The organism is Methyloversatilis sp. S146-33 (assembly GCF_059552495.1).
Genome location: NZ_JCANOT010000038.1, coordinates 132,747 through 154,008 on the forward strand (window position 1 = coordinate 132,747; position 21,262 = coordinate 154,008).

The 21,262-nt window shown below is 70.6% G+C and carries 24 protein-coding genes; 10 read left to right on the top strand and 14 right to left on the bottom strand.

Annotation, left to right across the window (positions count from 1 at the left end; all coding sequences use genetic code 11):
• The first annotated feature begins 42 nt into the window (after positions 1-42).
• Genes AC51BJ_RS16290 through AC51BJ_RS16300 form a run of 3 tightly spaced genes read left to right on the top strand, consistent with a single transcriptional unit; the run spans position 43 to position 3,553 of the window.
• A complete protein-coding gene (locus AC51BJ_RS16290) occupies positions 43-2,346 on the top strand; it encodes a VTT domain-containing protein (RefSeq protein WP_496280929.1) in 2,304 nt (767 codons plus the stop codon).
• Positions 2,346-3,134 (top strand): endonuclease/exonuclease/phosphatase family protein, encoded by a 789-nt coding sequence (locus AC51BJ_RS16295; protein ID WP_496280930.1) that lies wholly within the window; start codon positions 2,346-2,348, stop codon positions 3,132-3,134. The genes AC51BJ_RS16290 and AC51BJ_RS16295 overlap by 1 nt, the downstream gene beginning before the upstream one ends.
• Before the next feature lie 47 nt (positions 3,135-3,181).
• Positions 3,182-3,553 (top strand): ChaB family protein, encoded by a 372-nt coding sequence (locus AC51BJ_RS16300; RefSeq protein ID WP_430433484.1) that lies wholly within the window; start codon positions 3,182-3,184, stop codon positions 3,551-3,553.
• A 15-nt stretch (positions 3,554-3,568) separates the two neighbouring features.
• Here the strand turns inward: AC51BJ_RS16300 and AC51BJ_RS16305 are convergent, their stop codons facing one another.
• A complete protein-coding gene (locus tag AC51BJ_RS16305; protein ID WP_496280931.1) occupies positions 3,569-3,976 on the bottom strand; it encodes a TraR/DksA family transcriptional regulator in 408 nt (135 codons plus the stop codon).
• A gap of 218 nt (positions 3,977-4,194) precedes the next feature.
• Here AC51BJ_RS16305 and AC51BJ_RS16310 point away from each other — a divergent pair, with 218 nt between their 5' ends.
• From AC51BJ_RS16310 to AC51BJ_RS16325, 4 genes are all read left to right on the top strand, one after another.
• Positions 4,195-5,550: an NAD(P)/FAD-dependent oxidoreductase gene (locus AC51BJ_RS16310; RefSeq protein WP_496280932.1), complete on the top strand. Its 1,356-nt coding sequence runs from the start codon at positions 4,195-4,197 to the stop codon at positions 5,548-5,550.
• Between the two features lie 113 nt (positions 5,551-5,663).
• The gene (locus AC51BJ_RS16315; RefSeq protein WP_496280933.1) at positions 5,664-5,984 is read left to right on the top strand and encodes a hypothetical protein; all 321 of its coding nucleotides are present in this window, start codon (positions 5,664-5,666) and stop codon (positions 5,982-5,984) included.
• A gap of 92 nt (positions 5,985-6,076) precedes the next feature.
• Complete coding sequence (locus AC51BJ_RS16320; RefSeq protein ID WP_496280934.1) at positions 6,077-7,057, top strand: AI-2E family transporter; 981 nt, start codon at positions 6,077-6,079, stop codon at positions 7,055-7,057.
• A complete protein-coding gene (locus tag AC51BJ_RS16325) occupies positions 7,054-10,263 on the top strand; it encodes a DUF748 domain-containing protein (RefSeq protein ID WP_496280935.1) in 3,210 nt (1,069 codons plus the stop codon). Before AC51BJ_RS16320 ends, AC51BJ_RS16325 begins: the two co-directional genes overlap by 4 nt.
• Positions 10,264-10,270: 7 nt before the next feature.
• Here the strand turns inward: AC51BJ_RS16325 and AC51BJ_RS16330 are convergent, their stop codons facing one another.
• Genes AC51BJ_RS16330 through coxB form a run of 4 tightly spaced genes read right to left on the bottom strand, consistent with a single transcriptional unit; the run spans position 10,271 to position 14,596 of the window.
• The gene (locus tag AC51BJ_RS16330; RefSeq protein ID WP_496280936.1) at positions 10,271-11,068 is read right to left on the bottom strand and encodes a cytochrome c oxidase assembly protein; all 798 of its coding nucleotides are present in this window, start codon (positions 11,066-11,068) and stop codon (positions 10,271-10,273) included.
• Positions 11,056-11,385, bottom strand: coding sequence for a hypothetical protein (locus AC51BJ_RS16335; RefSeq protein WP_496280937.1), 330 nt, complete (start codon positions 11,383-11,385; stop codon positions 11,056-11,058). Before AC51BJ_RS16335 ends, AC51BJ_RS16330 begins: the two co-directional genes overlap by 13 nt.
• The gene (gene ctaD / locus AC51BJ_RS16340) at positions 11,382-13,928 is read right to left on the bottom strand and encodes a cytochrome c oxidase subunit I (RefSeq protein ID WP_496280938.1); all 2,547 of its coding nucleotides are present in this window, start codon (positions 13,926-13,928) and stop codon (positions 11,382-11,384) included. The genes AC51BJ_RS16335 and ctaD overlap by 4 nt, the downstream gene beginning before the upstream one ends.
• Positions 13,904-14,596 (bottom strand): cytochrome c oxidase subunit II, encoded by a 693-nt coding sequence (gene coxB, locus AC51BJ_RS16345; protein ID WP_496280939.1) that lies wholly within the window; start codon positions 14,594-14,596, stop codon positions 13,904-13,906. Before coxB ends, ctaD begins: the two co-directional genes overlap by 25 nt.
• A gap of 12 nt (positions 14,597-14,608) precedes the next feature.
• Here coxB and AC51BJ_RS16350 point away from each other — a divergent pair, with 12 nt between their 5' ends.
• Complete coding sequence (locus AC51BJ_RS16350; RefSeq protein ID WP_496280940.1) at positions 14,609-15,178, top strand: DUF2231 domain-containing protein; 570 nt, start codon at positions 14,609-14,611, stop codon at positions 15,176-15,178.
• A 33-nt stretch (positions 15,179-15,211) separates the two neighbouring features.
• On the opposite strand, the gene AC51BJ_RS16355 is transcribed toward AC51BJ_RS16350, so the two are convergent.
• From AC51BJ_RS16355 to AC51BJ_RS16375, 5 genes are all read right to left on the bottom strand, one after another.
• Positions 15,212-15,613 carry a CopD family protein gene (locus tag AC51BJ_RS16355; RefSeq protein ID WP_496280941.1) on the bottom strand — a complete coding sequence of 134 codons (402 nt, stop codon included), beginning with the start codon at positions 15,611-15,613 and terminating at the stop codon, positions 15,212-15,214.
• Positions 15,614-15,673: 60 nt separating this feature from the next.
• Complete coding sequence (locus AC51BJ_RS16360; protein WP_430433471.1) at positions 15,674-15,991, bottom strand: BON domain-containing protein; 318 nt, start codon at positions 15,989-15,991, stop codon at positions 15,674-15,676.
• A 33-nt stretch (positions 15,992-16,024) separates the two neighbouring features.
• On the bottom strand, positions 16,025-16,384 hold the full coding sequence (locus AC51BJ_RS16365) for a BON domain-containing protein (protein WP_496280942.1): 360 nt from the start codon (positions 16,382-16,384) through the stop codon (positions 16,025-16,027).
• Positions 16,385-16,396: 12 nt separating this feature from the next.
• Positions 16,397-16,555 (bottom strand): DUF1328 domain-containing protein, encoded by a 159-nt coding sequence (locus AC51BJ_RS16370; RefSeq protein ID WP_304003062.1) that lies wholly within the window; start codon positions 16,553-16,555, stop codon positions 16,397-16,399.
• A gap of 154 nt (positions 16,556-16,709) precedes the next feature.
• The gene (locus AC51BJ_RS16375; RefSeq protein ID WP_496280943.1) at positions 16,710-17,156 is read right to left on the bottom strand and encodes a CBS domain-containing protein; all 447 of its coding nucleotides are present in this window, start codon (positions 17,154-17,156) and stop codon (positions 16,710-16,712) included.
• A gap of 133 nt (positions 17,157-17,289) precedes the next feature.
• Here AC51BJ_RS16375 and AC51BJ_RS16380 point away from each other — a divergent pair, with 133 nt between their 5' ends.
• Both AC51BJ_RS16380 and AC51BJ_RS16385 read left to right on the top strand, forming a co-directional pair.
• Entirely contained in the window at positions 17,290-17,562 is a 273-nt protein-coding gene (locus tag AC51BJ_RS16380; RefSeq protein ID WP_496280944.1) for a hypothetical protein, read from the top strand.
• Positions 17,559-18,512, top strand: a complete 954-nt coding sequence (locus AC51BJ_RS16385; protein ID WP_496280945.1) for an SDR family oxidoreductase — start codon at positions 17,559-17,561, stop codon at positions 18,510-18,512. The genes AC51BJ_RS16380 and AC51BJ_RS16385 overlap by 4 nt, the downstream gene beginning before the upstream one ends.
• Before the next feature lie 28 nt (positions 18,513-18,540).
• Here the strand turns inward: AC51BJ_RS16385 and AC51BJ_RS16390 are convergent, their stop codons facing one another.
• The 4 genes from AC51BJ_RS16390 to AC51BJ_RS16405 form a co-directional block, all read right to left on the bottom strand.
• Entirely contained in the window at positions 18,541-19,065 is a 525-nt protein-coding gene (locus tag AC51BJ_RS16390) for a hypothetical protein (RefSeq protein ID WP_496280946.1), read from the bottom strand.
• Positions 19,066-19,067: 2 nt separating this feature from the next.
• On the bottom strand, positions 19,068-19,859 hold the full coding sequence (locus tag AC51BJ_RS16395; RefSeq protein WP_496280947.1) for a hypothetical protein: 792 nt from the start codon (positions 19,857-19,859) through the stop codon (positions 19,068-19,070).
• A 114-nt stretch (positions 19,860-19,973) separates the two neighbouring features.
• A complete protein-coding gene (locus AC51BJ_RS16400) occupies positions 19,974-20,342 on the bottom strand; it encodes a four-helix bundle copper-binding protein (RefSeq protein ID WP_430433464.1) in 369 nt (122 codons plus the stop codon).
• Between the two features lie 20 nt (positions 20,343-20,362).
• Positions 20,363-21,232, bottom strand: a complete 870-nt coding sequence (locus AC51BJ_RS16405) for an SDR family oxidoreductase (protein ID WP_430433463.1) — start codon at positions 21,230-21,232, stop codon at positions 20,363-20,365.
• Positions 21,233-21,262 lie beyond the last annotated feature (30 nt).

Consider the following 21,262-nt stretch of genomic DNA (forward strand, 5'->3'; position numbering starts at 1 on the left):
TGTCGATTGCTGAAGCTGGGCGACTCCACTCCATCGTCATCCGTGAACGCCGAGCGCCCCTTCCTCACCACCCCGCCGCGCCCGCACGACGACGTGCTGCCGGACAAGGTCCCGCCGACGCCGGTCGGCCAGGACAGCGTCTGCGTGCCCGGTCGCAACTGTTTCGCACGTGGCCGCGCCAACCGTCTGGCGCTGCTGATAGACGGCGAAGCCTATTTCCGCACCTTCATGCAGGCGGCCGAACGGGCGCAGCGTTCGATCACTCTGCTCGCCTGGGACTTCGACAGCCGCACCCGGCTGCATTTCGACCCGCCGGTGCCGGGCGCACCGCCAGCGCGGCTGGGCGAGTTCCTGAACTGGCTGGCGCGACGGCGTCACCGCCTGATGGTGCGCATCCTCGACTGGGACTATCCGATGGTGTTCGGCACCGACCGCGAACTGCCGCCCCGTCTCGGGCTCGGCTGGAAGCCGCACCGGCGCGTGCACTTCTGCTACGACAACACGCATCCGCTCAGCGCCTCGCACCACCAGAAGATCGTCGTCATCGACGACGCGCTCGCCTTCGTCGGCGGCTTCGATCTGACCGTCCGCCGCTGGGACACACCCGCCCACCGTCCGGACGACAGCCGCCGCGAATGCGCCGACAAGGCCTATCCGCCCTTTCACGACCTGATGCTGATGTTCGACGGCGAGGCCGCGCGCGCGATCGGCGACGTGGCACGCGAGCGCTGGCTGGCCGCCACCGGCCACGACATCCCGCAGGCGGGCGACGTCGGCGACCCGTGGCCGGATGAGGTGCGGCCCGAACTGACCGACATCGACGTGGCGCTGGCGCGCACGCTGCCGCCGCAGGCGGACGCGCCGCCGATCAAGGAGGTCGAACAGCTCTTCCTCGACATGATCGCCAGCGCGCGCGAACGCATCTACATCGAAAACCAGTACTTCACGGCGGGCAGTGTCGGCGAGGCGCTGGCGGCGCGGCTGGCCGAGCCGGACGGGCCGGAAGTCATCGTCGTGGTCCGCCTGTTCAGCCACGGCTGGCTGGAGGAACACACGATGCACGTGCTGCGCACGCGCCTGGTCGAGCGCCTCAGCGCCGCCGACCGGCACGGCCGCTTCCGCATCCTCTATCCGCACATCGACGGGCTGGCCGACAAGGTGTGCATAGACCTGCATTCCAAGCTGATGATCGTCGACGACGACATGCTGCGCGTCGGCTCGGCCAATCTGAGCAACCGCTCGATGGGCATGGACAGCGAGTGCGACGCGGTGATCGAGGCGCGCGGCGACGCGCGGGTGCAGGCCTATATCCGCGACGTGCGCCATCGTCTGTTGGCCGAACATCTGGACGTCGAGGTGGCGGCGGTCGTCGCCGCTTTCGAAACGCATGGCGCGCTCGGTCCGGCCATCGAGGCGCTGTCCGGCCGCACGCGCACCTTGCTGCCGCTGAACCGCCAGCCCGACTGGCCAGAGGCCGTGATCGAACTGGCTCGCGTCGGCGACCCGCAACAGCCGATCACGCTCGACCGGCTGGTCGAGGCTTTCAGCCCCGAACTGCAGCTGGGCACGCCGGTAACCCCGGAGGACGATGAGGAGGACGCTACGCCCGCGCAGCCGTCCGCCAGCGGACGACGTCGCTGGTCGCGCGCCGCCATCGCGCGGGTGGCGCTGCCCGGCGCCGTCATGCTGTTGTTGCTCGGTCTGGCGCTGGTGTGGCGCTACACGCCACTGACCGAGGTCGCCGATGCCGAACGGGTGACCGGCTGGGCGCGCGCGATGGCCGACAGCAGCTGGGCACCCATGCTCATCCTGCTGGCCTACACGCCGGCCTGTCTGCTGATGTTCCCGCGCCCGCTGATCACGCTGGCGGCGGTGATCGCCTTCGGCCCGGAAAAGGGCTTCGTGTTCGCGCTGTCCGGCATCCTGATCGCCGCCTTCGCGACCTATGCGGTCGGCCTGCTGCTGCCCGAGGCAACGGTGCAGCGCATCGCCGGCCCTCGCCTGCCGCGCATCGCCGAAACGCTGCGCCGGCGCGGCCTGCTCGCCATCACGGCACTGCGGCTCGTGCCGATCGCCCCGTTCGCCATCGAAGGCGTGGTGGCGGCCGCCATCGGCATACGGCTGGCGCCCTTCCTGCTCGGCACGCTGTTCGGCATGTTGCCGGGAACGCTGGCCACCACCGTCTTCGGCGACCAGCTGGAAGCCGCGCTCGACGACCCGGGCCGCCTCGACTATGGCCTGCTGCTTACGGCGGCGCTCGGCATCGTGCTGCTGTCGCTGTTCGTGCGCCGCTGGCTGGTCAAGGAACACCGCAACGGAGCCGGACAGGCGGCGGAGAGGAGCTGATGGCGACACGCACTCCGGGCCTCGTCGACTGGCGCAATCTGGACAACACCCTCGGGCAGGACTGCCTGCGCATCGCCTCCTACAACATCCACCGTTGCGTCGGCCGCGACGGACGCGCCGACCCTGGGCGCGTCGCCCAGGTCATCCTCGAACTGGGTTGCGATGCGGTCGGCCTGCAGGAGGTCGACAACCTCGCCGACGGCCACCACGAATCGATGCAGCTCGACTATCTGGCACGGGCGACCGGCATGGCGGCCCATGCCGGCCACACCATCGTCCGCCACGAAGGCAGTTTCGGCAACGCGCTGCTGACGCGCCGGCCGGTGCTGGCGGTGCAGCGCTACGACCTCAGTTACGGCCGACGCGAGGCGCGCGGTGCGCTGGCCGTCGACCTGCAGGTCGAGGACGAATGCGTGCGCGTCATCGTCACCCACCTCGGGCTGCGCCCGGCCGAACGTCGCTACCAGGTCCGGCGCATGCTGCAGTTGCTGCACGATCTGCCGGCCGACCGGAAGGTGGTCGTACTCGGCGACATCAATGAGTGGCTGCCGCTTGGCCGGCCACTGCGCTGGCTGCACGGCATGCTCGGTCACTCGCCGGCCGAGCGCTCGTTTCCGTCCGGCCTGCCGGTGTTCGCGCTGGACCGCGTGTGGGTGAGGCCGCGCCACACGCTGCTCGCCTTCCAGACTCACCGCTCGCCGCTGGCGCGGGTGGCGTCCGATCACCTGCCGGTGAAGGCCATCGTCGCCGCCACCGCGCCACCTGCCAGCGTACTGCACGAGGGCTGATGCCGCGCGCGCCCCCGTTCCGCCACACCTGCACGAAGGAGACTGCGATGCCCAAGAGAAACACACCCGAACTGCCGGCCACGCTGCGCCGCTCGCCACCCGAGGCGCAGCGCACCTGGGCGCACACGCTGGCCAGCGCCGAACGCAGCTACGGCCCCGGCGAACGCGCCCGCCGAACCGCCTTTGCCTCGCTCAAGCACCGCTTCGAGAAAGTCGGCGACCACTGGGAACCGAAGGACCACGCCGGTCCGTCCGACCCACGCGCCGCGCATGGCAGCGGCGAGAGCTTCGGCGGCGTGGACCTGTACGGGCACACCCGGCAGGAACTGTATGAACGCGCTCGCGAACTGGGCGTGCGTGGCCGCTCGGCGATGACCAAGGTCGAACTGGCGCGCGCCATCGCGACGCGCCAGCGCTGACACCGGAACGTCGCGTCAGACCTGCAGCGTCGACGAGCCGTCGGGCTGGCGCGCGCTGCGCCGTTCGAGCACCTCCTGGCATTCGACGCAGCGCACCGCCGCCGGCTGCAGACGCAGGCGCGCGAACGGAATCGGCAGTTCGCAATCGACGCAGACACCGGCCAGCCCGGCGTCGATGCGCTCGCGCGCGAACTCGATGTCGCGCAGCGCGCGCACGTCGCGCAACACCGCCACGCTGTCGTTCTCGCGCAACTGCCCGGCCTCGGCCACGTCGGCCGCGTCGCCGGCCGGGGCTTCGAGACCGGGCGGGCTGGTATCGCGCAGGTTGGCGACGTGCGCATGGACATCCGACTTCAGCGCGCGTTCGCCCTCGTCGAGCATTTCTGCGAGAGCGGCCACCTGTTCCGGTAGCAATGGGGTCATGTTCGCGTCCTCGTTGAAATTGAAGGGGTGGCCCGTCCGGGCCGCGAAGCGCGCAGCAAGCGCGATGCCTTCGCCGGAACCGGGCGCCGTCGCGCGCCCGGCGGAGCTTCTTGCAAGCGGCCTGCACATTTTTCAACGCCGGGCGGGGGCGGCAGCGCGCCGCGGCGGGCACCGCCGTTGCTGGGAAGGTCGTCCCCGACACTGCCGAAGGATCGCGGATGAACCGCCTGCCGTACGAAACACTTCCGCCGACCTCCCTGCTGGCCTCGCGTCGGCAGGCACAGCAGCACCACCGCATCCTTATCGTCGGCGGCGGTGCCGGCGGGCTGGAACTGGCGGCGCGTCTCGGGCGCACGGCAGGACGTCACGGCGAAGCGGAAATCGTGCTGGTGGACGCGGCGGCAACCCATCTGTGGAAGCCGCTGCTGCACGAGATCGCGGCCGGTACCCGCTACCGCCAGCAGCACGAACTGGACTACCGGCAGCAGGCGCGACTGCACGGCTTCCGGTTTCACCAGGGACGCCTGCAGTCGGTCGAGCGCGGCCCGCATCGCATCTGGCTGGCCGCGCTGTGCGACGACGAGGGCATGGAAATTGCGCCGCGCCGGTCAGTCGCCTATGACACGCTGGTGCTGGCCGTAGGCGGCATCGACAACGACTTCGCCACGCCCGGCGCGCGGCGGCACGCGCTGTCACTGAACAGCCCGGACGACGCGGAACACTTCCACCGCCGCCTGATGGCGCTGTGCGCGCGCGCCGACCTCGGCACCGGCCGGCCGGTGCAGGTGGCCATCGTCGGTGGCGGCGCCACCGGCGTCGAACTGGCGGCCGAACTGTGCACCGCGGCCCCGGACATCGCCGCCTACGGTCTGCGCCTGCAGAAGCTGGCCCAGCCGCTGCAGCTGACGTTGGTCGAAGCCGGGCCGCGCCTGCTCGCGGCCTTGCCGGAGGCGGTGGCCGAGCGGGCGCGGCAGGATCTGGAACATCGCGGCGTCACGCTGCGCCTCGGTCAGCAGGTGGCCGAGGTGCGCCGCGACGCCTTGCTGCTGCGCGATGGCTCGCGGATCGACGTCGACCTGGTGGTGTGGGCTGCCGGCGTGCAGGGCGCCGAGGTGCTGGCGCAGACCGATGGACTGGACCTCACGCCGCAGCGGCAGGCGAAGGTCGGACCGACCTTGCAGACCCTGCGCGACGAAGACGTGTTTGCGCTGGGGGACTGCGCCAGCTGCCGCCCCGATCCGGACGCGCCGCCGGTGCCGCCGAAAGCGCAGGTGGCACACCAGCAGGCGGCGCTGCTCGCCGAGTCGCTGCAGCGACGGCTGCGCGGCGAGTCGCTCCCCGACTTTCATTACCGCGAACGCGGCAATCTGGTGACGCTCGGACGCGATTACGCGGTGGGCGCGCTGAACGCCGGCGGCGGCAGCACGATACTCGGCGGGGCCGCTGCCCGCTTCGGCTACTGGCTGCTGCATCGCCGCCACCTCGCCGTTCTGCTCGGACCGCTGCGCACGGCGGCGCTCACCCTCGGCGAGTGCTTGAGCCGACGCGCCCGACCGCGGGTCAAGCTGCACTGATGCGGCAAACGGGGGCACACCGCTTGCTGACCCTCGTTCACCTGACTCGACGGGAGTGTCCAATGCCTGCCACGCGATCCGGTCCTTGCACGCTTTTCCTTCTGTGCGCTGCGATGATGTTCGGCGACACGCCGCAGACCGCGCTGCCGCAGTCCACCATCCCCGGCGACGCAGCCGCTGCGCGCAGCATGCCCTGCCTGCGCGAAGGCGCGGTCGGCGCCACCGCGGGCGCCATCATCAGTGCCGACGCTGTGTCGCCGACGGTCGCCGGCGGCGGTGTCGACGAAGCACGCTCCCGCGAGGCGCTGGCGCACGCGCCGCAGTCGGTTCATGCATTGCGGATGATCGGCGTCTGCAGCGAGCTGCGGCCTGCCATGCCGGTCGGTGCCGACCGTCGTATCCGGACCGAACGCGCACGGCGGCTGAGCGCATGAGGGAGAAGCGGCTGCCCGGGCGGCGCCAGCTACCGTGCCGCGCAGCGGACCTCGCGGAGCGGCACGCGCCGGACCCGCTCCTGAAACGACCGGTGCTGCTGGGCGTCGCGCTGCTCGCCGCGGCGCTGTTGATCGAGAACCTCGCGAACGTGCTGCTGCTCATCTTTGCCGGTGTGCTGTCCGGCATCTTCCTGCATGGTCTGTCGGCGCTGCTCGGTCGGCACAGCGGGCTGCCCTACCCGCTTGCGCTGACCGTGGTGCTGCTGTCGATACTGACGCTGCTCGGCCTCGGTTTCGCTCTGCTCGGCGCTGAGGCGGCGACCCAGATCGATCAGCTCGGACCGCGGCTGCAGGAGGCGTGGGAACAAACGCGCGCCCGCTTCAAGCTCTATGACTGGAGTCGCGTGCTGCTGTCCGAGAAGAACCTGCGCACGCTGGTACCCGATCGCGAACTGTGGCTGCCCGGTCTGCGCGGACTGTTCTCGAACACGATAGGCATCGTCGCCGGCTTCTTCGTCGTGCTGTTCATGGGCCTCTACGGCGCGGCCACGCCGCAGGTGTACCGCCGCGGCCTGCTGCACCTGCTGCCGGCCGCACGCCGGCGCCAGGCCGCCGAGCGCATCGACCTGCTGGTCGATGCGCTGCGCAGCTGGCTGCTGGGCACCTTCCTGAAGATGTCGCTGGTCGGCGTGACGGTGAGCATCGGCCTGTGGCTGCTCGACATGCCGCTGGCGCTGGCGCTCGGTCTGATCGCCTTCGCACTCGACTTCGTCCCCTATATCGGCCCTGCTCTGGCGGCCTGCCCGGCGCTGATCGTCGCGCTCGCGGTCAGCCCGTCCACCGCGCTGTCTGTGGCACTGCTCTATGTCGCGGTGCAGGCGGCGGAGAACTACCTGCTGTCGCCGCTGATCGACTTCCGCAGCGTGCATCTGCCGCCGGTGGCGACCATCTCGGCGCAACTGGTGTTCGGCGCGCTGTTCGGCGCACTCGGTGTGCTGTTCGCCACGCCGCTGGCCGCCTCCCTGCTCGTCATCGTGCGTGGCAGCGAAGCCCCCGCCGGGGCCGGCAGATGAGCGGAGCGCGTGTCGGCCGCCGCTACCGACGCGCGGCGCTGCTGGTCGCGGCCCTGGGGTCGCTGCTTGCCCTTTACGCCGCACTGCTCGCACTGTGGCTGCCGGCGCAGGTCGAGCGCCGCCTGCCTGAAGTGCTGCAGCAACACGGCATGGCGCTGCGCATCGGCCAGCTGTCCATCCACCCTTTCCGTCTCACGCTCGAAGCACGCGATGCTGCGCTGTCGTCGGCCGCAGCCGGCATCACCGCCGACATCGGCCGGGTCCGCGCCGAACTCGCCTGGCACAGCCTGTTCGCGCGGCGCTGGCAGATATCGCAACTGACTCTGGATGACGTCGACATCCGCGTCGAACGGGCGCCGGCTGCCGCCCCGGGGAACACGGCGACGAAGGCGCGGAACGCAGGCGTGACCCCGCGTCTGCCACCGGTGGACATCGCACGCGCGACGCTGACGCTCCGCTCGCTCAGCGTGCGCGCCGGCCCGCTCACCGAAACGCTGGTGCTGCGCGACGCGCGTGCGGAACTGGCGGACCTGTCCACAACGGTCGGCGCCGCACCGGCGCGCTTCCGCGTGCACGCGCCGCTGCCCGACGACGGTCTGCTCGAACTCGACGGCGAGTTCGGACTGGCGGCGCTGGCCAGCCAGGGCAGGATGCGGCTGAGCAGCGCGCACGCGGGCTTCTGGTGGCAACGACTGTTGCCCGCCTCGTCGGCGCGCGTCACCGGCGGGCTGCTCGACGCGCGCGCCCACTACAGCATCGATTTCAGCGCCCCGCTGCGCCAGACGCTGGTGTTCGAAGCGCTGCAGATGGAGGCGCGCGCGTTCGAACTGATGCCGGTCGATGGGAGCGCGCCGCTGCTCGCCGTCGAGCGCATGTCTGTCGCCGGCGGGCGATACCTTGCGGGCGCTCGTCGCGTGCACCTCGACGGCGTGCGGCTGCAGTCCGGACAGCTCAACGTCCTCCGCGACGCCGCCGGGCGGCTCAACTGGAGCGGGCTGGCCGGCCCCACGAGGGCGGCGGACGCGCAATCGTGGCGGATCGAACTGGCGGACATGTCGGCCGAACAGCTGGCGCTGCGCTACGAGGACCTCAGACTGCCGCTGCACGTCGGTGCCGATCACCTGACTGGCCAGCTGCAACTGAACATCGCCACCTCGCCGGCCGCGATATCGGCCAGCGCGATCGATGCGGTGCTCGCCGGCGCCCGCCTGCAGGCGGCCGACGCCGCGCCCGTCGGCGCGTCGGCGCTGGCACTTCAGGGCGCCCACCTCGACAGTGCGGCGCGCCGCCTGTCCGCCCGCCGCGTCGACATCGACGGCCTGCTGCTGCAGGTCGAGCTCGACGCCCACGGACGGCCTGTTCTGGTGCCGTTTCCCGGCACCGGCGGCGGCCGGTCGCCCGCCACCGGCCGCCGCGCCGGCTGGGACTACCGCATCGACGAACTGGCGCTGAACGCACTGACGCTGCAGCTGGCCGAAGCGCAGCGCAAGACGACGCTGATCACGCTGAAGGGCCAGGCAACGGTAAGCGGTCTGGCGCGCGGCGCCGACACACCGGTGTCCTACAGCGCCGACCTGCGTGCCGGCGAAGGCCGGCTGCGCGTCGACGGCAAGGCACGGCAGGACGGCAGCGGCGCCAGCGCGCGACTGCGCATTGATGCGCTGCCGCTGGACAGCATGACGCCGCTGCTGCGCGGCATCTCTCCGCTCGACCTGTCGGCACGGCGACTCGACGCCGACCTGCGACTGCGGCACGGCGGCCGACCGGCGCTGCGCGTCGACGGCCAGGCGGCCCTCGCCGGTCTGCACCTGAAGGATCCGGACAGCGGCGAAACCCTGCTGAAGGCGGCCGGCGTGCGGACTCAAGGTCGCCTGGAGCGGCAGCCGGGCGCCATTCACCTCACCCGTCTCACGCTCGAAGACGCGCAGGGACGGATCGCCATCGACGAATCGCGCCAGCTCAACCTGAGCCAGGTGCGCCTGACCAAGGCGTCCGCTCGCGGCGGGCCGTCGGGCGCATCGTCGGCGCGGCTGCCGATGCGCATCGAGCGCCTCGACATCGTTCGCGGCACGCTCGACTTCTCCGACGACAGCCTGGTGCTGCCCTTCTCCGCCCGCGTGACCGACGTGAATGCGCGCCTGCTCGGCGTCGACAACCGGCCCGACGGCGAGGCCACGGTCGAAGCGCACGGCCGCATCCAGCCGAACGGCGAAGCCCGCGCACAGGGGCGCGTGCGACCTGCGGCGCTGGCCGACATGACCGACCTGCACGTGCGCTTCGACAACATCGACATGCCGCTGCTGTCGCCCTACAGCGCCACTTTCGCCGGCCGCAAGATCGCCTCCGGCAAGCTCTGGCTCGATCTTCGTTACCGCATCCGCGATCGCGAAGTAGACGGTCTGAACGTCGTGACGCTGCAGAACGTGACGCTGGGCGACCGCGTGCGCGCAGGCGGGCTCGAGGACAGCGGCCTCGAACTGGCCCTGGCGCTGCTGAAGGACCGCGACGGCCGGGCACGGGTCGAGGTGCCGGTGCGCGGCAAGGTCGACGACGCGCACTTCCTTTACCGGAGCGTTGTAGCGGACGCCGTCGACAACACGGTCAAGCGTATCGTCGGCGCGCCCTTCCGCCTGCTCGGCCAGTTGCTCGGCGGCGAGGACGAACTGTCTGGCGCGATCGATTTCGACCCCGGCAGCAGCCGTCTGACGGCCGGCGAGCAGGAAAAGCTCGACCGCCTGGCCGCCGCGCTGGCGCAGCGCCCCGGCGTTGGCGTGCGCCTGCGCCCTGCTTATGACGAAAAGCTCGACGGACAGGTCCTGCGCGAAGCCGCGCTGCGCAGCGAAGTGGCGCAGCTCGCCGGCGTACCCGACGACGGCGGGCTGCTCGACTTCGGCGACCCGGCGGTGCAGGAGGCGGTGGCCCGCCTGCACGCCGCGCGCACGCCTCACGCCACGCCCGCAGACCATGGCGACGGTGCCGCTGCGCGGTACCGCGCGCTGTTCGTGCACCTGGCCGACCAGCGGCAGGCGCCGCCCGACGCGGTCGCCGCACTGGCGCAGCAGCGCGCCCAGGCCGTGCGCCAGCAACTGGACATGCGCGGACTGGACGCCGCGCGCGTCGACATCGCCGCGCCGGTCGAGGCGCGCGACGCACGCACCCGCGTGGACGTCGAACTGCAGGGTATCGACGCACCGCCGGCGCCCTGACCGGCGTTCATCCGCGCAGCGGCGCCTGCCGCATCGCGAACCAGCGCAGCGCTATCCAGGCGCCGGCCGCGAGATAGAACAGTCCGCCCGGCCCCCACATCAGCAGTCCGGCCAGCTGCTGGTCTTCGGTACTGCCCCGTCCGTACAGCGGGAAGGGGGCCAGCGTGAGCAGCGCCCCCAGCAAGCCGGTGTGCATCAGCGTCACCGCCACGGCGACGAGTGCCGCGCCGCGCGCCGGCGGGTGGGCGTGCAGCGTCGCCGCCCAGAACAGCGCCGCGGTGACGAGGAAGCTCGCGTGCTCGAACAGGTGCCACCACGGATCGGCCAGCGCCAGCCGGTAAGGCCCGGGCGCGTGCCAGAACCAGAGGGTGACACCGTGCACCACGGCCCAGGCCGCCGGCGCGTGACCGGTGCGCGCGAGCAGCCGCCACAGGCCGGCGGGGCGGCCACGCGCCAGCGCGCGGAACTGCGGCAGCGGGTTGGCCAGCACCCACAGCGGCGCCGCGACCAGCATGAAGCACATGTGCTGCGTCATGTGCAGCGCTGCGCTGTCGGCGGCGAGCAGATCGAGCGGACCGAAGGCGGTCAGCAGCACGGTGAGCTGCCCGGCGTGAAAGCAGGCGGCGGCGCGCGGCGACGCACGCCGCCGTCGCGCACCGGCCAGATAGGCGAGCCAGATGGCCGCCAGCACCAGCGCGCCGACGACTTCGGTCGCTGCGCCGGCCGCGCCGCGGGCGGCCTCGGCATGCGCCAGTGCTGCTGGCGACCACATCGCCGCGAGCCCTGCCGAGGTCAGGCAGCGCACGGCGTCACTCCGAACAGCGGTGCGGCGATCACCAGCATGGTGACGGCCGCCACCCCATGCAGCCCACCGGCCAGCCCCGCCGTGAAGCGCAACGCCGGCGCAAGCGCCGCGTCGCGCGCGCGCCGGTGACACAGCGCGGCCAGCGCGGCTGAAGCCAGAATTGCGCACGCGGTCAGCCCAAGCAGCGTCAGCCGCACACCGCCCTCCTCGACCTGACGCTCGCACAGCAGGCCATGCAAGGCATACAGCGCGACGAACCAACCGCCCCAGAGCAAGGGCCCGAGCGCCACCTGATATGGCGCGCGGCCGACCATCACGCGCCGCCCCACGCCTGCGGAAACGGCACCAGTGCCACCCAGGCCAAGCACAAGGCAAGCGCGTTGTAGCCGCACAGGAGTCCGGCGACGCGCGGCTCGTAGGGCGCATGCACGCCGATCCGCCCGCAGCGCACGCGTGCCACCTGCAGCGCGAGCACGACGGCCGCCAGCAGCAGGTGGACCAGATTGCAGCCGAGCACCACTGCTGCCGCCGCGTCGCGCGCATCGACGGTGGGCGCCAGTCCGGCCTGGCTCCAGCCGAAGGTCAGCGCGACAGCCGCCAGCAGGCACAGCAGCGCCGACGCCAGCACACCGGCGAACAGATGCCTGCCTTCGCCCCGCCGCAGGCGACGCGCCGACCCGCGCAGCGCGAGCGCAGCAAAGGTCGCGCTCGCCGCGGCGGCCAGCAGCAGCAGCGAGGCCGGCGAGCCGCTCGCCCACAGGCCGCTGTTGCGGCACAACAGCGCGACCGCCGACGGCGGCACCACCCACAGGTAGAACCAGCCGAACAGCAGCGACATGTAGAGCGCGCCGTCGGCGACCAGCGTCAGCCCCATGCCTCGCAGCCCCGGACCCTCGGCGGCCACCGGATGCAGGGGGAGCCGGGCCGGCACGGCGTCGTCCGGCAAGGGGGGCACGCCGTTCTGCCAGGACCAGCGGAACAGCAGGCAGAGCGCGGCCACCGCCGCGATAGCGGCAGCGACATAGGCCTTCGTCAGCAGCGCGATGCAGACGACGGCGATGACGGCGGCGGCGGCGAACGGCAACCAGGTGTTGCCGGGCAGCACGATGACGCTGCGCGCCTTGCCGCTGACCGGATCGCAGCCCAGCGTTTCGCGCCGCCCGCCCGGCGCGCCGGGCAGCAGTCCGTCGCCGCGCTGCAGGCGGTCCGCCAGATCCGGCTCATCCCACAGTGGATGACGGCTGTTCACTGTCGGCAGGCTGACGAAGTTGTACGCCGACGCCGGCGTCGGCATCGCCCATTCGAGCGTATCCGCACCCCACGGGTCGCGCGGCGCGGGCGGACCGTAGCGCGCGTGCAGCAGCAGGTCGGCGAGCACGCAGACGACGCCGCCAGCCATCACGAAAGCGCCCACCGAAGACAGCAGGTTGGGCATATCCCACCCGAGGTCGGGCGCATAGGTGTGTACGCGCCGCGGCATGCCCAGCAGGCCGGTCCAGTGCATCACCAGAAAGCCGAGATTGAAACCGGTGAATACCAGCCAGAAGCCCCAGCGGCCGAGCGCGAGCGAGGGCATGCGGCCGGAGAAGTGAGGCAGCCAGTAGTAGAGGCCGGCGATCAGCGGAAACAGCATGCCGCCGACCAGCACGTAGTGCAGATGAGCGACCACGAAATGGGTGTCGTGCACCTGCAGGTCGAAGGGCACCAGTGCCAGCATGACGCCGGTCAGCCCACCGGCGACGAAGATGAACAGGAAGCCGCCCAGCCACAGCATCGGCACATGGGCCACCGGCCGGCCGCGCCACAATGTGGCCAGCCAGGAGAACACCTGCACCCCGGTGGGCACCGCCACCAGCATGCTGGACGCCGAGAAGAAGGCCTGCGACAGCAGCGGCATGCCGACCGCGAACATGTGGTGCACCCACAGCCCGAAACTGATGAAGCCGGTGCTGATGACGGCGATCACGACGGCGCGGTAACCGACCGGCGGATGGCGCGCGAACACCGGCACCAGCGTCGACACGATGCCGGCCGCCGGCAGGAAGATGATGTAGACCTCCGGGTGGCCGAACAGCCAGAACAGGTGCTGCCACAGAACCGGGTCACCGCCGCGCGTCGGGTCGAAGAAGGGCAGCCCCGCCGCCCGCTCCAGTTCCAGCAGTATCGAGCCGAGGATGAGCGGCGGAAAGCCGGCGATGATCATCAGCGCCATGACCAGGATGTACCAGGCGAACAGCGGCATGCGGTCGAGGCTCATGCCGGGCGCCCGGGCGTACAGGATGGACACCGCAAGCTCGACACCGGCCGACACCGCAGAAATCTCGACGAAGGTGATGCCGATCAGCCAGATGTCGGTGTTCGGGCCCGGGCTGTATTGCGCCCCGGTCAGTGGCGGGTACATGAACCAGCCACCGTCGGGCGCGGCGCCGAGGAAGAGGCTGGAAATCAGGATCAGGCCGCCGAACAGGTAGCACCAGTAGCCGAAGGCGGACAGGCGGGGAAACACGAGGTCGCGTGCGCCCAGCATCTTGGGCAGCAGATAGACCGCCAGCCCTTCCATCACCGGCGTGGCGAACAGGAACATCATGACGCTGCCGTGCAGCGTGAACACCTGCGCATACACATCGGGGGGCATGAATACGCGACCGGGCAGCGCCAGCTGGGCGCGTATCAGCATGGCCAGCAGGCCGCCGAACAGGAAGAAACCCATGCCGGTGTACATGAAGCGCAGGCCGAGCGCGCCGTGACTGACCGTCACCGGTGCCCGCCAGCCGCCCCCGTTCGCCCAGCCCGCTTCGAGTTCCGCGTGCAGGCTTTCAGCCGGAGTCGCGCCGCTCACGGCGCCGGCGCCTTCATCCATGCGGCGAACGCCTGAGGCGACAACACCTGTACGCGCAACCTCATGAATGCATGATCGATGCCGCAGTACTCGGCACACTGACCGAGGTACTCGCCCGGCTCGTCGGCGCGCAGACGCAGCCGGTGGACGCGACCGGGCACCGCGTCCATCTTGCCGCCGAGACGGGGAATCCAGAACGAGTGGATCACGTCGGCACTGGCGAGCCGGATGTCGACCACCTCGCCCGCCGGCAGATAGAGCGTATCGATCAGGCGCAAGCCATTGTCGGGGTAATGCACATCCCACTGCCATTGCCGCGCGGTCACCTCTACCGTCAGTGCCGGCGGGTCGGTGTCGGCGTAGGCCATGCGCTGACCGGCGGGGATGCCCCAGGCAAGCAGCGCCGCGATGCTGGCGCCCGGCAGCAGCACGCCGCCGAACAGCAGCCAGCGCAGGCCCGAAGATTGCTGTCCGGACGGGGAGACCGTCGGCCGACGGCGGCTGGCGCGGAGCCAAAGCCCGCACACCAGCGCCCACACCGGCACCGCGACGAGCAGCATCCACCACCACAACAGGGCCGCTTCGCGCGCCGCCGGTGCCGCCGGGTCGAGGACCGACAGCGGCCCCTCGACCGCTGCGGTGACCGCGGGCAACAGGCCGGCGCCGATCAGCGATTTCCGCCCGAGCACGAGGACGACCCGATGAGCAGACCGCTTCCGCCCGCACCACCGATAGACACGCGCCACCACACGCCGGACGCGACCCTGCCGGATGGCTCGCCGGACCGCCTTCCGCCCGAATCGCCGGAACCGATACACAGCCGCGCCGCCCTCGGCAAACACCCGCTGCATCCGATGCTCATCCATCTTCCGGTGGCCGCCCTGCTCGCGCTGGTGGCGACCGACCTCGCCTGGCTGTACACGCGCGACCCGTTCTGGATGCGCGCCGGCATCTGGCTCGCCGGTGTCGGTGCCGGCGGCGGCTGGCTGGCCAGCGCGGTCGGGTTGTTCGATCTGCTGGCGGTGCGGCGCATCCGCGAGAAGATCAGCGCATGGGCGCACGCGCTGGCCGCCGTCATGCTGCTGTCGCTGGCCACCTACAACTGGCTTCTGCGCTTCGCCGGCGAACATGCGCGACAGCCCGAGGCGGCGCTGGCGCTGTCGCTCGGCAGCGCGGTGGCAACCGGTCTCGCGGCCTGGCTCGGCGGACGACTGGTGTACGAGCACGCGGTCGGCGTCGTGCATCCGATCGCGCCGGCCGAAGATCATTGAAACGACGGCGGCGGCAACGGACATCGCCTGATCTCAGACCGGCTTGGCGAGCGCCAGCCAGAAGGTGGCGCCGACCAGCAGCACGGTGAGCACGCCGACGGCCGAGGCATAGCGCCCGGAAGGCGGTGCAACCTGCTCTGCGCGCAGGATCATCAGGCCGGACACCAGATGACAGAGCACGACGCCGGCCACCAGGCAGAGCTTGAGCACCAGCCACGGCGCGACGATCTTGTCGGCGACGAAGAGCGCGGTGCCGCTCATGATGGCGAGCAGCGCTGCCGGCGTCGCGCCGGCGACGAACACAAGGCGTGCGAAACGCAGGTGCAGCAGCGCGCCGTCGCGCCCGGCCAGCGCGTGCAGCAGCGCCGGCAGGTAGAGCAGCACACCAGTCCAGCAGATCAATGCGCCCAGATGGACAGCTTTCAGCAGCAGCACGCGCCCTCTCCTTGTCGGCCGGCGAGCGAAGCCGCCGGCCGATAGCGATCCGGCGCCCGGTCAGGGAGCAGGCTTGATGCGGATGTCGTTCTTCACACCGGTCACGCCGGGCACGCTGCGTGCGCGTTCGACCGCGCGCGCCGCTTCCGCCTCGGACGACACGAAACCGCTCAGCTGGACCACGCCGCGATAGGTCTCGACCGATACTTCCCGCGCCTTGACCTGGTCGTCCTCGATCAGTCGCGCCTTCACCCGCGTACTGATGGTCGCGTCGTCGATGTACTCACCGGTCGACTTCTGCGTTCCCGATGCGGCGCAGCCACCCAGGGCGACCAGCAGTGCGGCGACGGCCAGCAGGTTTTGTCCGTTCTTCTTCATCGTGAAAATCCTCAGGTTGGGAAAACTGCAGGGTCATGAAGACGGCGTGGTCGGCCGCAATGCGTTGATCACGACGCGCACGCCGTCGACCTTGCGCACGACGCTGTCGGCGCGCGTGATCTGTTCAGCCGGCACGACGCCATTCAGCTTCACTTCGCCCTCACGCACGGTGACGATCATCGAATCGGTGTGCAGGCTGCTGTCCTGGCGCAGCGCCTCGACGACGCGCGTCTTCAGCACGCCATCGGCGGGCGCCGGCACCGCCGCGGCGGTGGCCGGCCGCGAAGGTTCGAGCACGGAGGCGTTGTCGGCCCGAGGTGCTTCGGGTCGCTCGCCGCAGCCGGCGAACGCCAGCGCGGCAAGGACCGGGGCAAGTATGGAAAGGACCTTCATTCGTAATCTCCTCTACTGCAGGACGCCGAACACCAGCGAAACGACGAAGAGGATCAGGAAGATGTAGACCAGCAGACGGGCGATTCCCGCCGCACCTGAGGCAATGCCGCCGAAGCCGAACAGACCGGCGACGATCGCTATCACCAGGAAAATGGCTGCGTAATAAAGCATGATCACTCCGTTCCGCTGTCGGCTCGCGCCTGGGCCTTCCGCTGAGCAATCCGCATACCTGCGGGGCGGCGCACGCCCGGGCGAACGCGGTCGCCGCGGGCGTCGGGGCGGTGAAAAACTTGCGCGCCGGTGTAAGCCTTACCGGCGCGCCGACTCAGTGGTGGGCAGGCGCCCGACGGCCACCCGACTGCTGCGGCGTCGAGATGCCGCACACCATTTCGCCGGCCGCCCCCGCGCCCTCGCAGTTCGCGATGTCGGCCAGCGCGACGATGCCGACCAGCCGCTTGTCGCGATTCAGGACCGCCAGCCGGTGCAGCTGGATGTCGCCCATGTTCTGCGCGACGTGCGACACGTCCTCGTCGTCGAAGCAGTACTTCACCTCCTTGCTCATGACCTGGCCGACCTGGGTGTTGGCCGCCTTGCCGGCGGCGACCGCCCGGATCGCGATGTCGCGGTCGGTGATCATGCCGACCAGCCGTCCGTTGTCGCCCACCGGAAGCGAACCGACATTGCACTCCGCCATCATTCGCGCCGCGTCCTGGATGCTCTGGTGCGAATCCACCAGCTTCACGTCGCTCGTCATCGCTTCACGCACTTGCATGTCCTGTCTCCTTCAGTGAATGGGTTGACGCAGTTCCTTGCCTGCACGTCCTCCGGCCTGCAAGCACGATGCCCGGCACCGCCAGGGCACGCCGCTTGCGCATACGCCGGTTCATTCCACGGAGGACACGACGATGAGAGAGCCAGCGCCCGACGACGTCCGCATCGCCCGCTACGCACACCAGCCCGATCCGACGCCACCTCTGCCGGGGGAACCGCCACCCGGCCAGCCGCAGCAGCCGCCACAGCCGGTTCCCGACCCGAACCCGGTGATCGATCCGCTACCCGGAAACAGTCCGGTGCGCGAACCGTTGCCGACGCCCGAACCGGAGCGCGTCGTCGTCATCGCCCGCGGCCCGCTCTTCCTGCGGGCGCTGGATATCGATCTGCCGGCGGGCTCAACATGACGGGCCGCATCGTGCTGAAGCCGGTTGCCGAGCAAGTGATCGTGGTGACAGGCGGCTCCAGCGGCATCGGCCTGGCGACCGCGCGGATGGCGGCGCAGCGCGGGGCACGGGTGGTGATCGCGGCGCGCGACGGCGGCGCGCTCGATGCGATCGCGAGCCGGTTGGGCGACGCCGGCCACGCGGTCACGCCGGTCATCGCGGACGTCGGACATCTGGACGAGGTACGCCGCATCGCGCGTGCGGCGATCGATACCTATGGGGGCTTCGACACCTGGATCAACAACGCCGGCGTGTCGATATTCGGCCCCCACGCCGACGTGCCGCTGACAGACATGCGGCGGCTGTTCGAAACCAACTTCTGGGGCGTCGTGCATGGCTGCGTAGTCGCGCTCGAAACGCTGAAGGCGCGCGGCGGTGCGCTGATCAACGTCGGCAGCGAGGCGAGCGACGTCGGCCTGCCACTGCAGGCGGCATACGCCGCATCGAAACATGCGGTGCGCGGCTACACCGATTCGCTGCGCGCCGAACTCGAGGCCGCGGGCGCGCCGGTGTCGCTCACCCTGGTCAAGCCGGCCTCGATCGATACGCCGCTGCCGCGTCACGCGGCGAACTTCATGGACGTCGAACCGCAACTGCCCGGGCCGGTGTACGCACCGGACGTGGTGGCCGAGGCGCTGCTGTACGCGGCCGCGCAACCGCGCCGCGACATCTACGTCGGCGCGCCGGCGCGACTGCTGTCCGCCGGCAGCTTCATGCTGCCCCGCGCCTCCGACCGTTACGCCGCGCGCGTCCTGCTGCGCCAGCAGCGCAGCGGCCAGGTCGCAGCCGCTCACCGTCGTGGCGCGCTGCATGCGCCCTGCGGCGACGATGGGGACGAACGCGGAGGAGGACAGGGACGGGTGCGCGAGTACAGCTTCTATACGCTGCTGTCGCGGCACGGCGGCAGCTGAAACTCCGACCGCCGCCGCGCCGCGAGATTCAGGCAACCCAGTAAGGGCGACACCCGAAGAAGTCGTGCAGCTGCTGCACCCAGTCGCCGTCCTCGTCCGGAACGCGGCCGTTGTCGGTCGCCGGCGCCATGCCGAGCGTGTCGGCGTTGTAGGGCAGATGCAACTGCCCCTCCGTCAGATGGGCGGCGATCACCGACCACGGAATGGCACGCGGCCCCTCGATCAGGCCGGGCAATGGCGTCAGTACCAGATAGGCAAGTCGCCCCGAATGCGGGTCGGCCAGCACGGCGTCGACATGTCCCAGCGTCGCATCCGCCGGTCCGTGCACGGTGGCGCCAACGAGCGCCGTCAGATCGAGCAGACGGGACGACGCCGACGCGGCGCGTTCTCCGCTGCCGCCGGCGGCGCGACCGACGGTCGTCGCACTGCCCGGCAGCGCATCGCCCCCGGCGCCGGGCGGGTCGCTGCCGATCGACGTCGTCTCGCCGGGTTCGAGCGACTGCGCCGGTCCGTGCCCGGCGGGGCCGCCACCCAGAGGTCCGGGCTGAGCCATGCTCAGCCCCGCATCGGCGACGGATGCCCGTCGCCGTACACGGTCGCCCGCGTCGCCTGCACGCGCGGAAGCGAACGCTTGCGCGTGCTGCGCGCTCCCAGCGCGCCGCCGGCCGCAGCGGACAGCAGCGACAGCAGGATCGCCACGCTGAGCCAGGTGCTGACGATGGATGCGGCCTTCGCCGCGTCGTTCAGACCTTCAGCGGTGCGCGTGCCGTCCGGACCGAGCATGGCCATCGCTTCGTCTACTGCCTGTTGCGCCTGTTCGTCGGTGAGGCCGAAGCGTTCGCGCATCAGCGCCACCGCGCCTTCACGGTCGCCGGCATTGACGCGGTCGATGAGCTGGCCGATCGACGACGGCGCAGCCTCCTCGGCCACAGCTGCCGAACGGACCGCGGCGACTCCGAAGGCGCCGGTGACTGCGTTGCCGGTCAGCGAGCCGGTCAGGATGGCGAAGAACAGCATGGTCGCCCCCCAGGACACGATGCCGTGCAGCAGGCCGTCGGAGCCGCGCTTCAGCGCACTGCAGCGCGCCGCCACATAGCCGCCGACGAAGGCGGACACCAGCATGTTGAAGGTGTTCCAGCTGGCGGCGACCATGGAAATGCTGCCGCCGTCCGGGCGCTCGCCGGTGCCATACACGGCAAAACCGGCGGCGATGCCGATCAGCATCATCAGCAGGTGGGCGGACAGGCCGACCGCCAGGCCGGCGAAGATGGCGCTCCAGTGTATGCCGCTGTGCGGTGGAATCGCCTCGGCTCCGAATTGAATCGATTCAACGGTTCTCGTTTCCATGGCTCGCTCCTTGCGATTGGGATGGGATGCCCCGAAAGGGGCCGTCCATTCATGCAATCGGCGTTCCGCGCGCGCGACGGAACACCGCCGCCGCGGCGCCCCGGGCGCGCCCGATCAGGCATCGACCATCGCCTCGCACTCGGTCTTGCAGCGCTCGCACACCTCGATGCAGGCGTCCATGTCGTCGAGGTCGCGGCAACGGGTGATGCAGGCGTCGCACAGGTCGGCGCAGACGGCGCACACCTGCCGGTGAAGCGTCGAATTCATCGCCATCACGTCGGCAGCCGTGCCGCACATCCGCGCGCACACGAGCATGGTGCTCAGATGCTCGGGCAAGGCGTGCCGCCCGCCAAGCGACAGGCAATGACCGGTCGCCATGTGCAGGCAGATGCGCTCGCACTCGTGGCAGGTGTCGATGCAGCGCTGCATTTCGGGCGCCAGCGGCGCGCCTGCGCTCGATGCCGTCGCGTCATTCGTTTCCATGGATTTCCCTTCAGGTTGGATCAGCCATTGACGATCTCGCCACCGTTGGGATGCAGCACCTGCCCGGTCATGTAGCTGGCGTCGGCGCTGGCGAGGAAGACGTAGCTCGGTGCCACCTCCTCAGGCTGGCCGGGCCGGCCCAGCGGCTCGTCGGTTCCGAAGGACGCGACTTCGTCCTTGTCGAAGGTCGCCGGGATCAGCGGCGTCCAGATCGGACCCGGCGCGACGGCATTGACCCGGATGCCCTGCTTCGCCAGCGCCGCCGACAGCGAGCGGGTGAAGGACACGATGGCACCCTTGGAGGCGGCGTAGTCGATCAGGCGCGCACTGCCGCGGTAGGCGGTGACCGAGGTCGTGTTGATGACGCAGGCGCCCTCCTTCAGATGAGGCAGCGCGAAACGCGTCAGGTGGAACATGCCGAAGATGTTGGTGCGGAAGGTGCGTTCGAGCTGATCCGTCGTGATATCGGTCAGGCTCGGCTGCGGGTGCTGCTCGCCGGCGTTGTTTACCAGGATGTCCAGCCGGCCGAAGTGCTCCAGCGTGTCGTCCACCAGCTTGCGGCAGAAGGCCTCGTCGCCGATGTCGCCGGCGCGAAGCAGACCCCGCACGCCCTGCTCCTCGACCTCGGCCAGCGTGGCCTGCGCATCCTCGTGCTCGTCCAGGTAGGCGATCACCACGTGCGCCCCCTCCTTCGCGAAAGCCACGGATACCGCGCGGCCGATGCCGCTGTCGCCGCCGGTGACGATGGCCACGCGGTCGCGCAGCTTCGCCACGCCCCGGTAGTCCTCCATCATGTCGCGCGGCGGTGGCTGCATCGGCACTTCCTGCCCGGGCTGAACGTCCTGCTCCTGCGGAGGCACACCCCCTGTCAGCTTGTTGCCATTGATCACGGGTCTCTCCTCGTCCGGTTTCGCGCCGCT

What these genes read in the sequence shown, in the direction of transcription:
- AC51BJ_RS16370 (WP_304003062.1), bottom strand. Translation starts at nt 16,555, where the DNA reads ATGCTTTATTACGCAGCCATTTTCCTGGTGATAGCGATCGTCGCCGGT.
- AC51BJ_RS16390 (WP_496280946.1), bottom strand. Translation starts at nt 19,065, where the DNA reads ATGGCTCAGCCCGGACCTCTGGGTGGCGGCCCCGCCGGGCACGGACCG.
- AC51BJ_RS16380 (WP_496280944.1), top strand. Translation starts at nt 17,290, where the DNA reads ATGAGAGAGCCAGCGCCCGACGACGTCCGCATCGCCCGCTACGCACAC.
- AC51BJ_RS16325 (WP_496280935.1), top strand. Translation starts at nt 7,054, where the DNA reads ATGAGCGGAGCGCGTGTCGGCCGCCGCTACCGACGCGCGGCGCTGCTG.
- AC51BJ_RS16295 (WP_496280930.1), top strand. Translation starts at nt 2,346, where the DNA reads ATGGCGACACGCACTCCGGGCCTCGTCGACTGGCGCAATCTGGACAAC.
- AC51BJ_RS16305 (WP_496280931.1), bottom strand. Translation starts at nt 3,976, where the DNA reads ATGACCCCATTGCTACCGGAACAGGTGGCCGCTCTCGCAGAAATGCTC.
- AC51BJ_RS16300 (WP_430433484.1), top strand. Translation starts at nt 3,182, where the DNA reads ATGCCCAAGAGAAACACACCCGAACTGCCGGCCACGCTGCGCCGCTCG.
- AC51BJ_RS16395 (WP_496280947.1), bottom strand. Translation starts at nt 19,859, where the DNA reads ATGGAAACGAGAACCGTTGAATCGATTCAATTCGGAGCCGAGGCGATT.
- AC51BJ_RS16360 (WP_430433471.1), bottom strand. Translation starts at nt 15,991, where the DNA reads ATGAAGAAGAACGGACAAAACCTGCTGGCCGTCGCCGCACTGCTGGTC.
- AC51BJ_RS16350 (WP_496280940.1), top strand. Translation starts at nt 14,609, where the DNA reads ATGAGCAGACCGCTTCCGCCCGCACCACCGATAGACACGCGCCACCAC.
- AC51BJ_RS16385 (WP_496280945.1), top strand. Translation starts at nt 17,559, where the DNA reads ATGACGGGCCGCATCGTGCTGAAGCCGGTTGCCGAGCAAGTGATCGTG.
- AC51BJ_RS16375 (WP_496280943.1), bottom strand. Translation starts at nt 17,156, where the DNA reads ATGCAAGTGCGTGAAGCGATGACGAGCGACGTGAAGCTGGTGGATTCG.
- AC51BJ_RS16315 (WP_496280933.1), top strand. Translation starts at nt 5,664, where the DNA reads ATGATGTTCGGCGACACGCCGCAGACCGCGCTGCCGCAGTCCACCATC.
- AC51BJ_RS16400 (WP_430433464.1), bottom strand. Translation starts at nt 20,342, where the DNA reads ATGGAAACGAATGACGCGACGGCATCGAGCGCAGGCGCGCCGCTGGCG.
- AC51BJ_RS16310 (WP_496280932.1), top strand. Translation starts at nt 4,195, where the DNA reads ATGAACCGCCTGCCGTACGAAACACTTCCGCCGACCTCCCTGCTGGCC.
- ctaD (WP_496280938.1), bottom strand. Translation starts at nt 13,928, where the DNA reads ATGGATGAAGGCGCCGGCGCCGTGAGCGGCGCGACTCCGGCTGAAAGC.
- AC51BJ_RS16365 (WP_496280942.1), bottom strand. Translation starts at nt 16,384, where the DNA reads ATGAAGGTCCTTTCCATACTTGCCCCGGTCCTTGCCGCGCTGGCGTTC.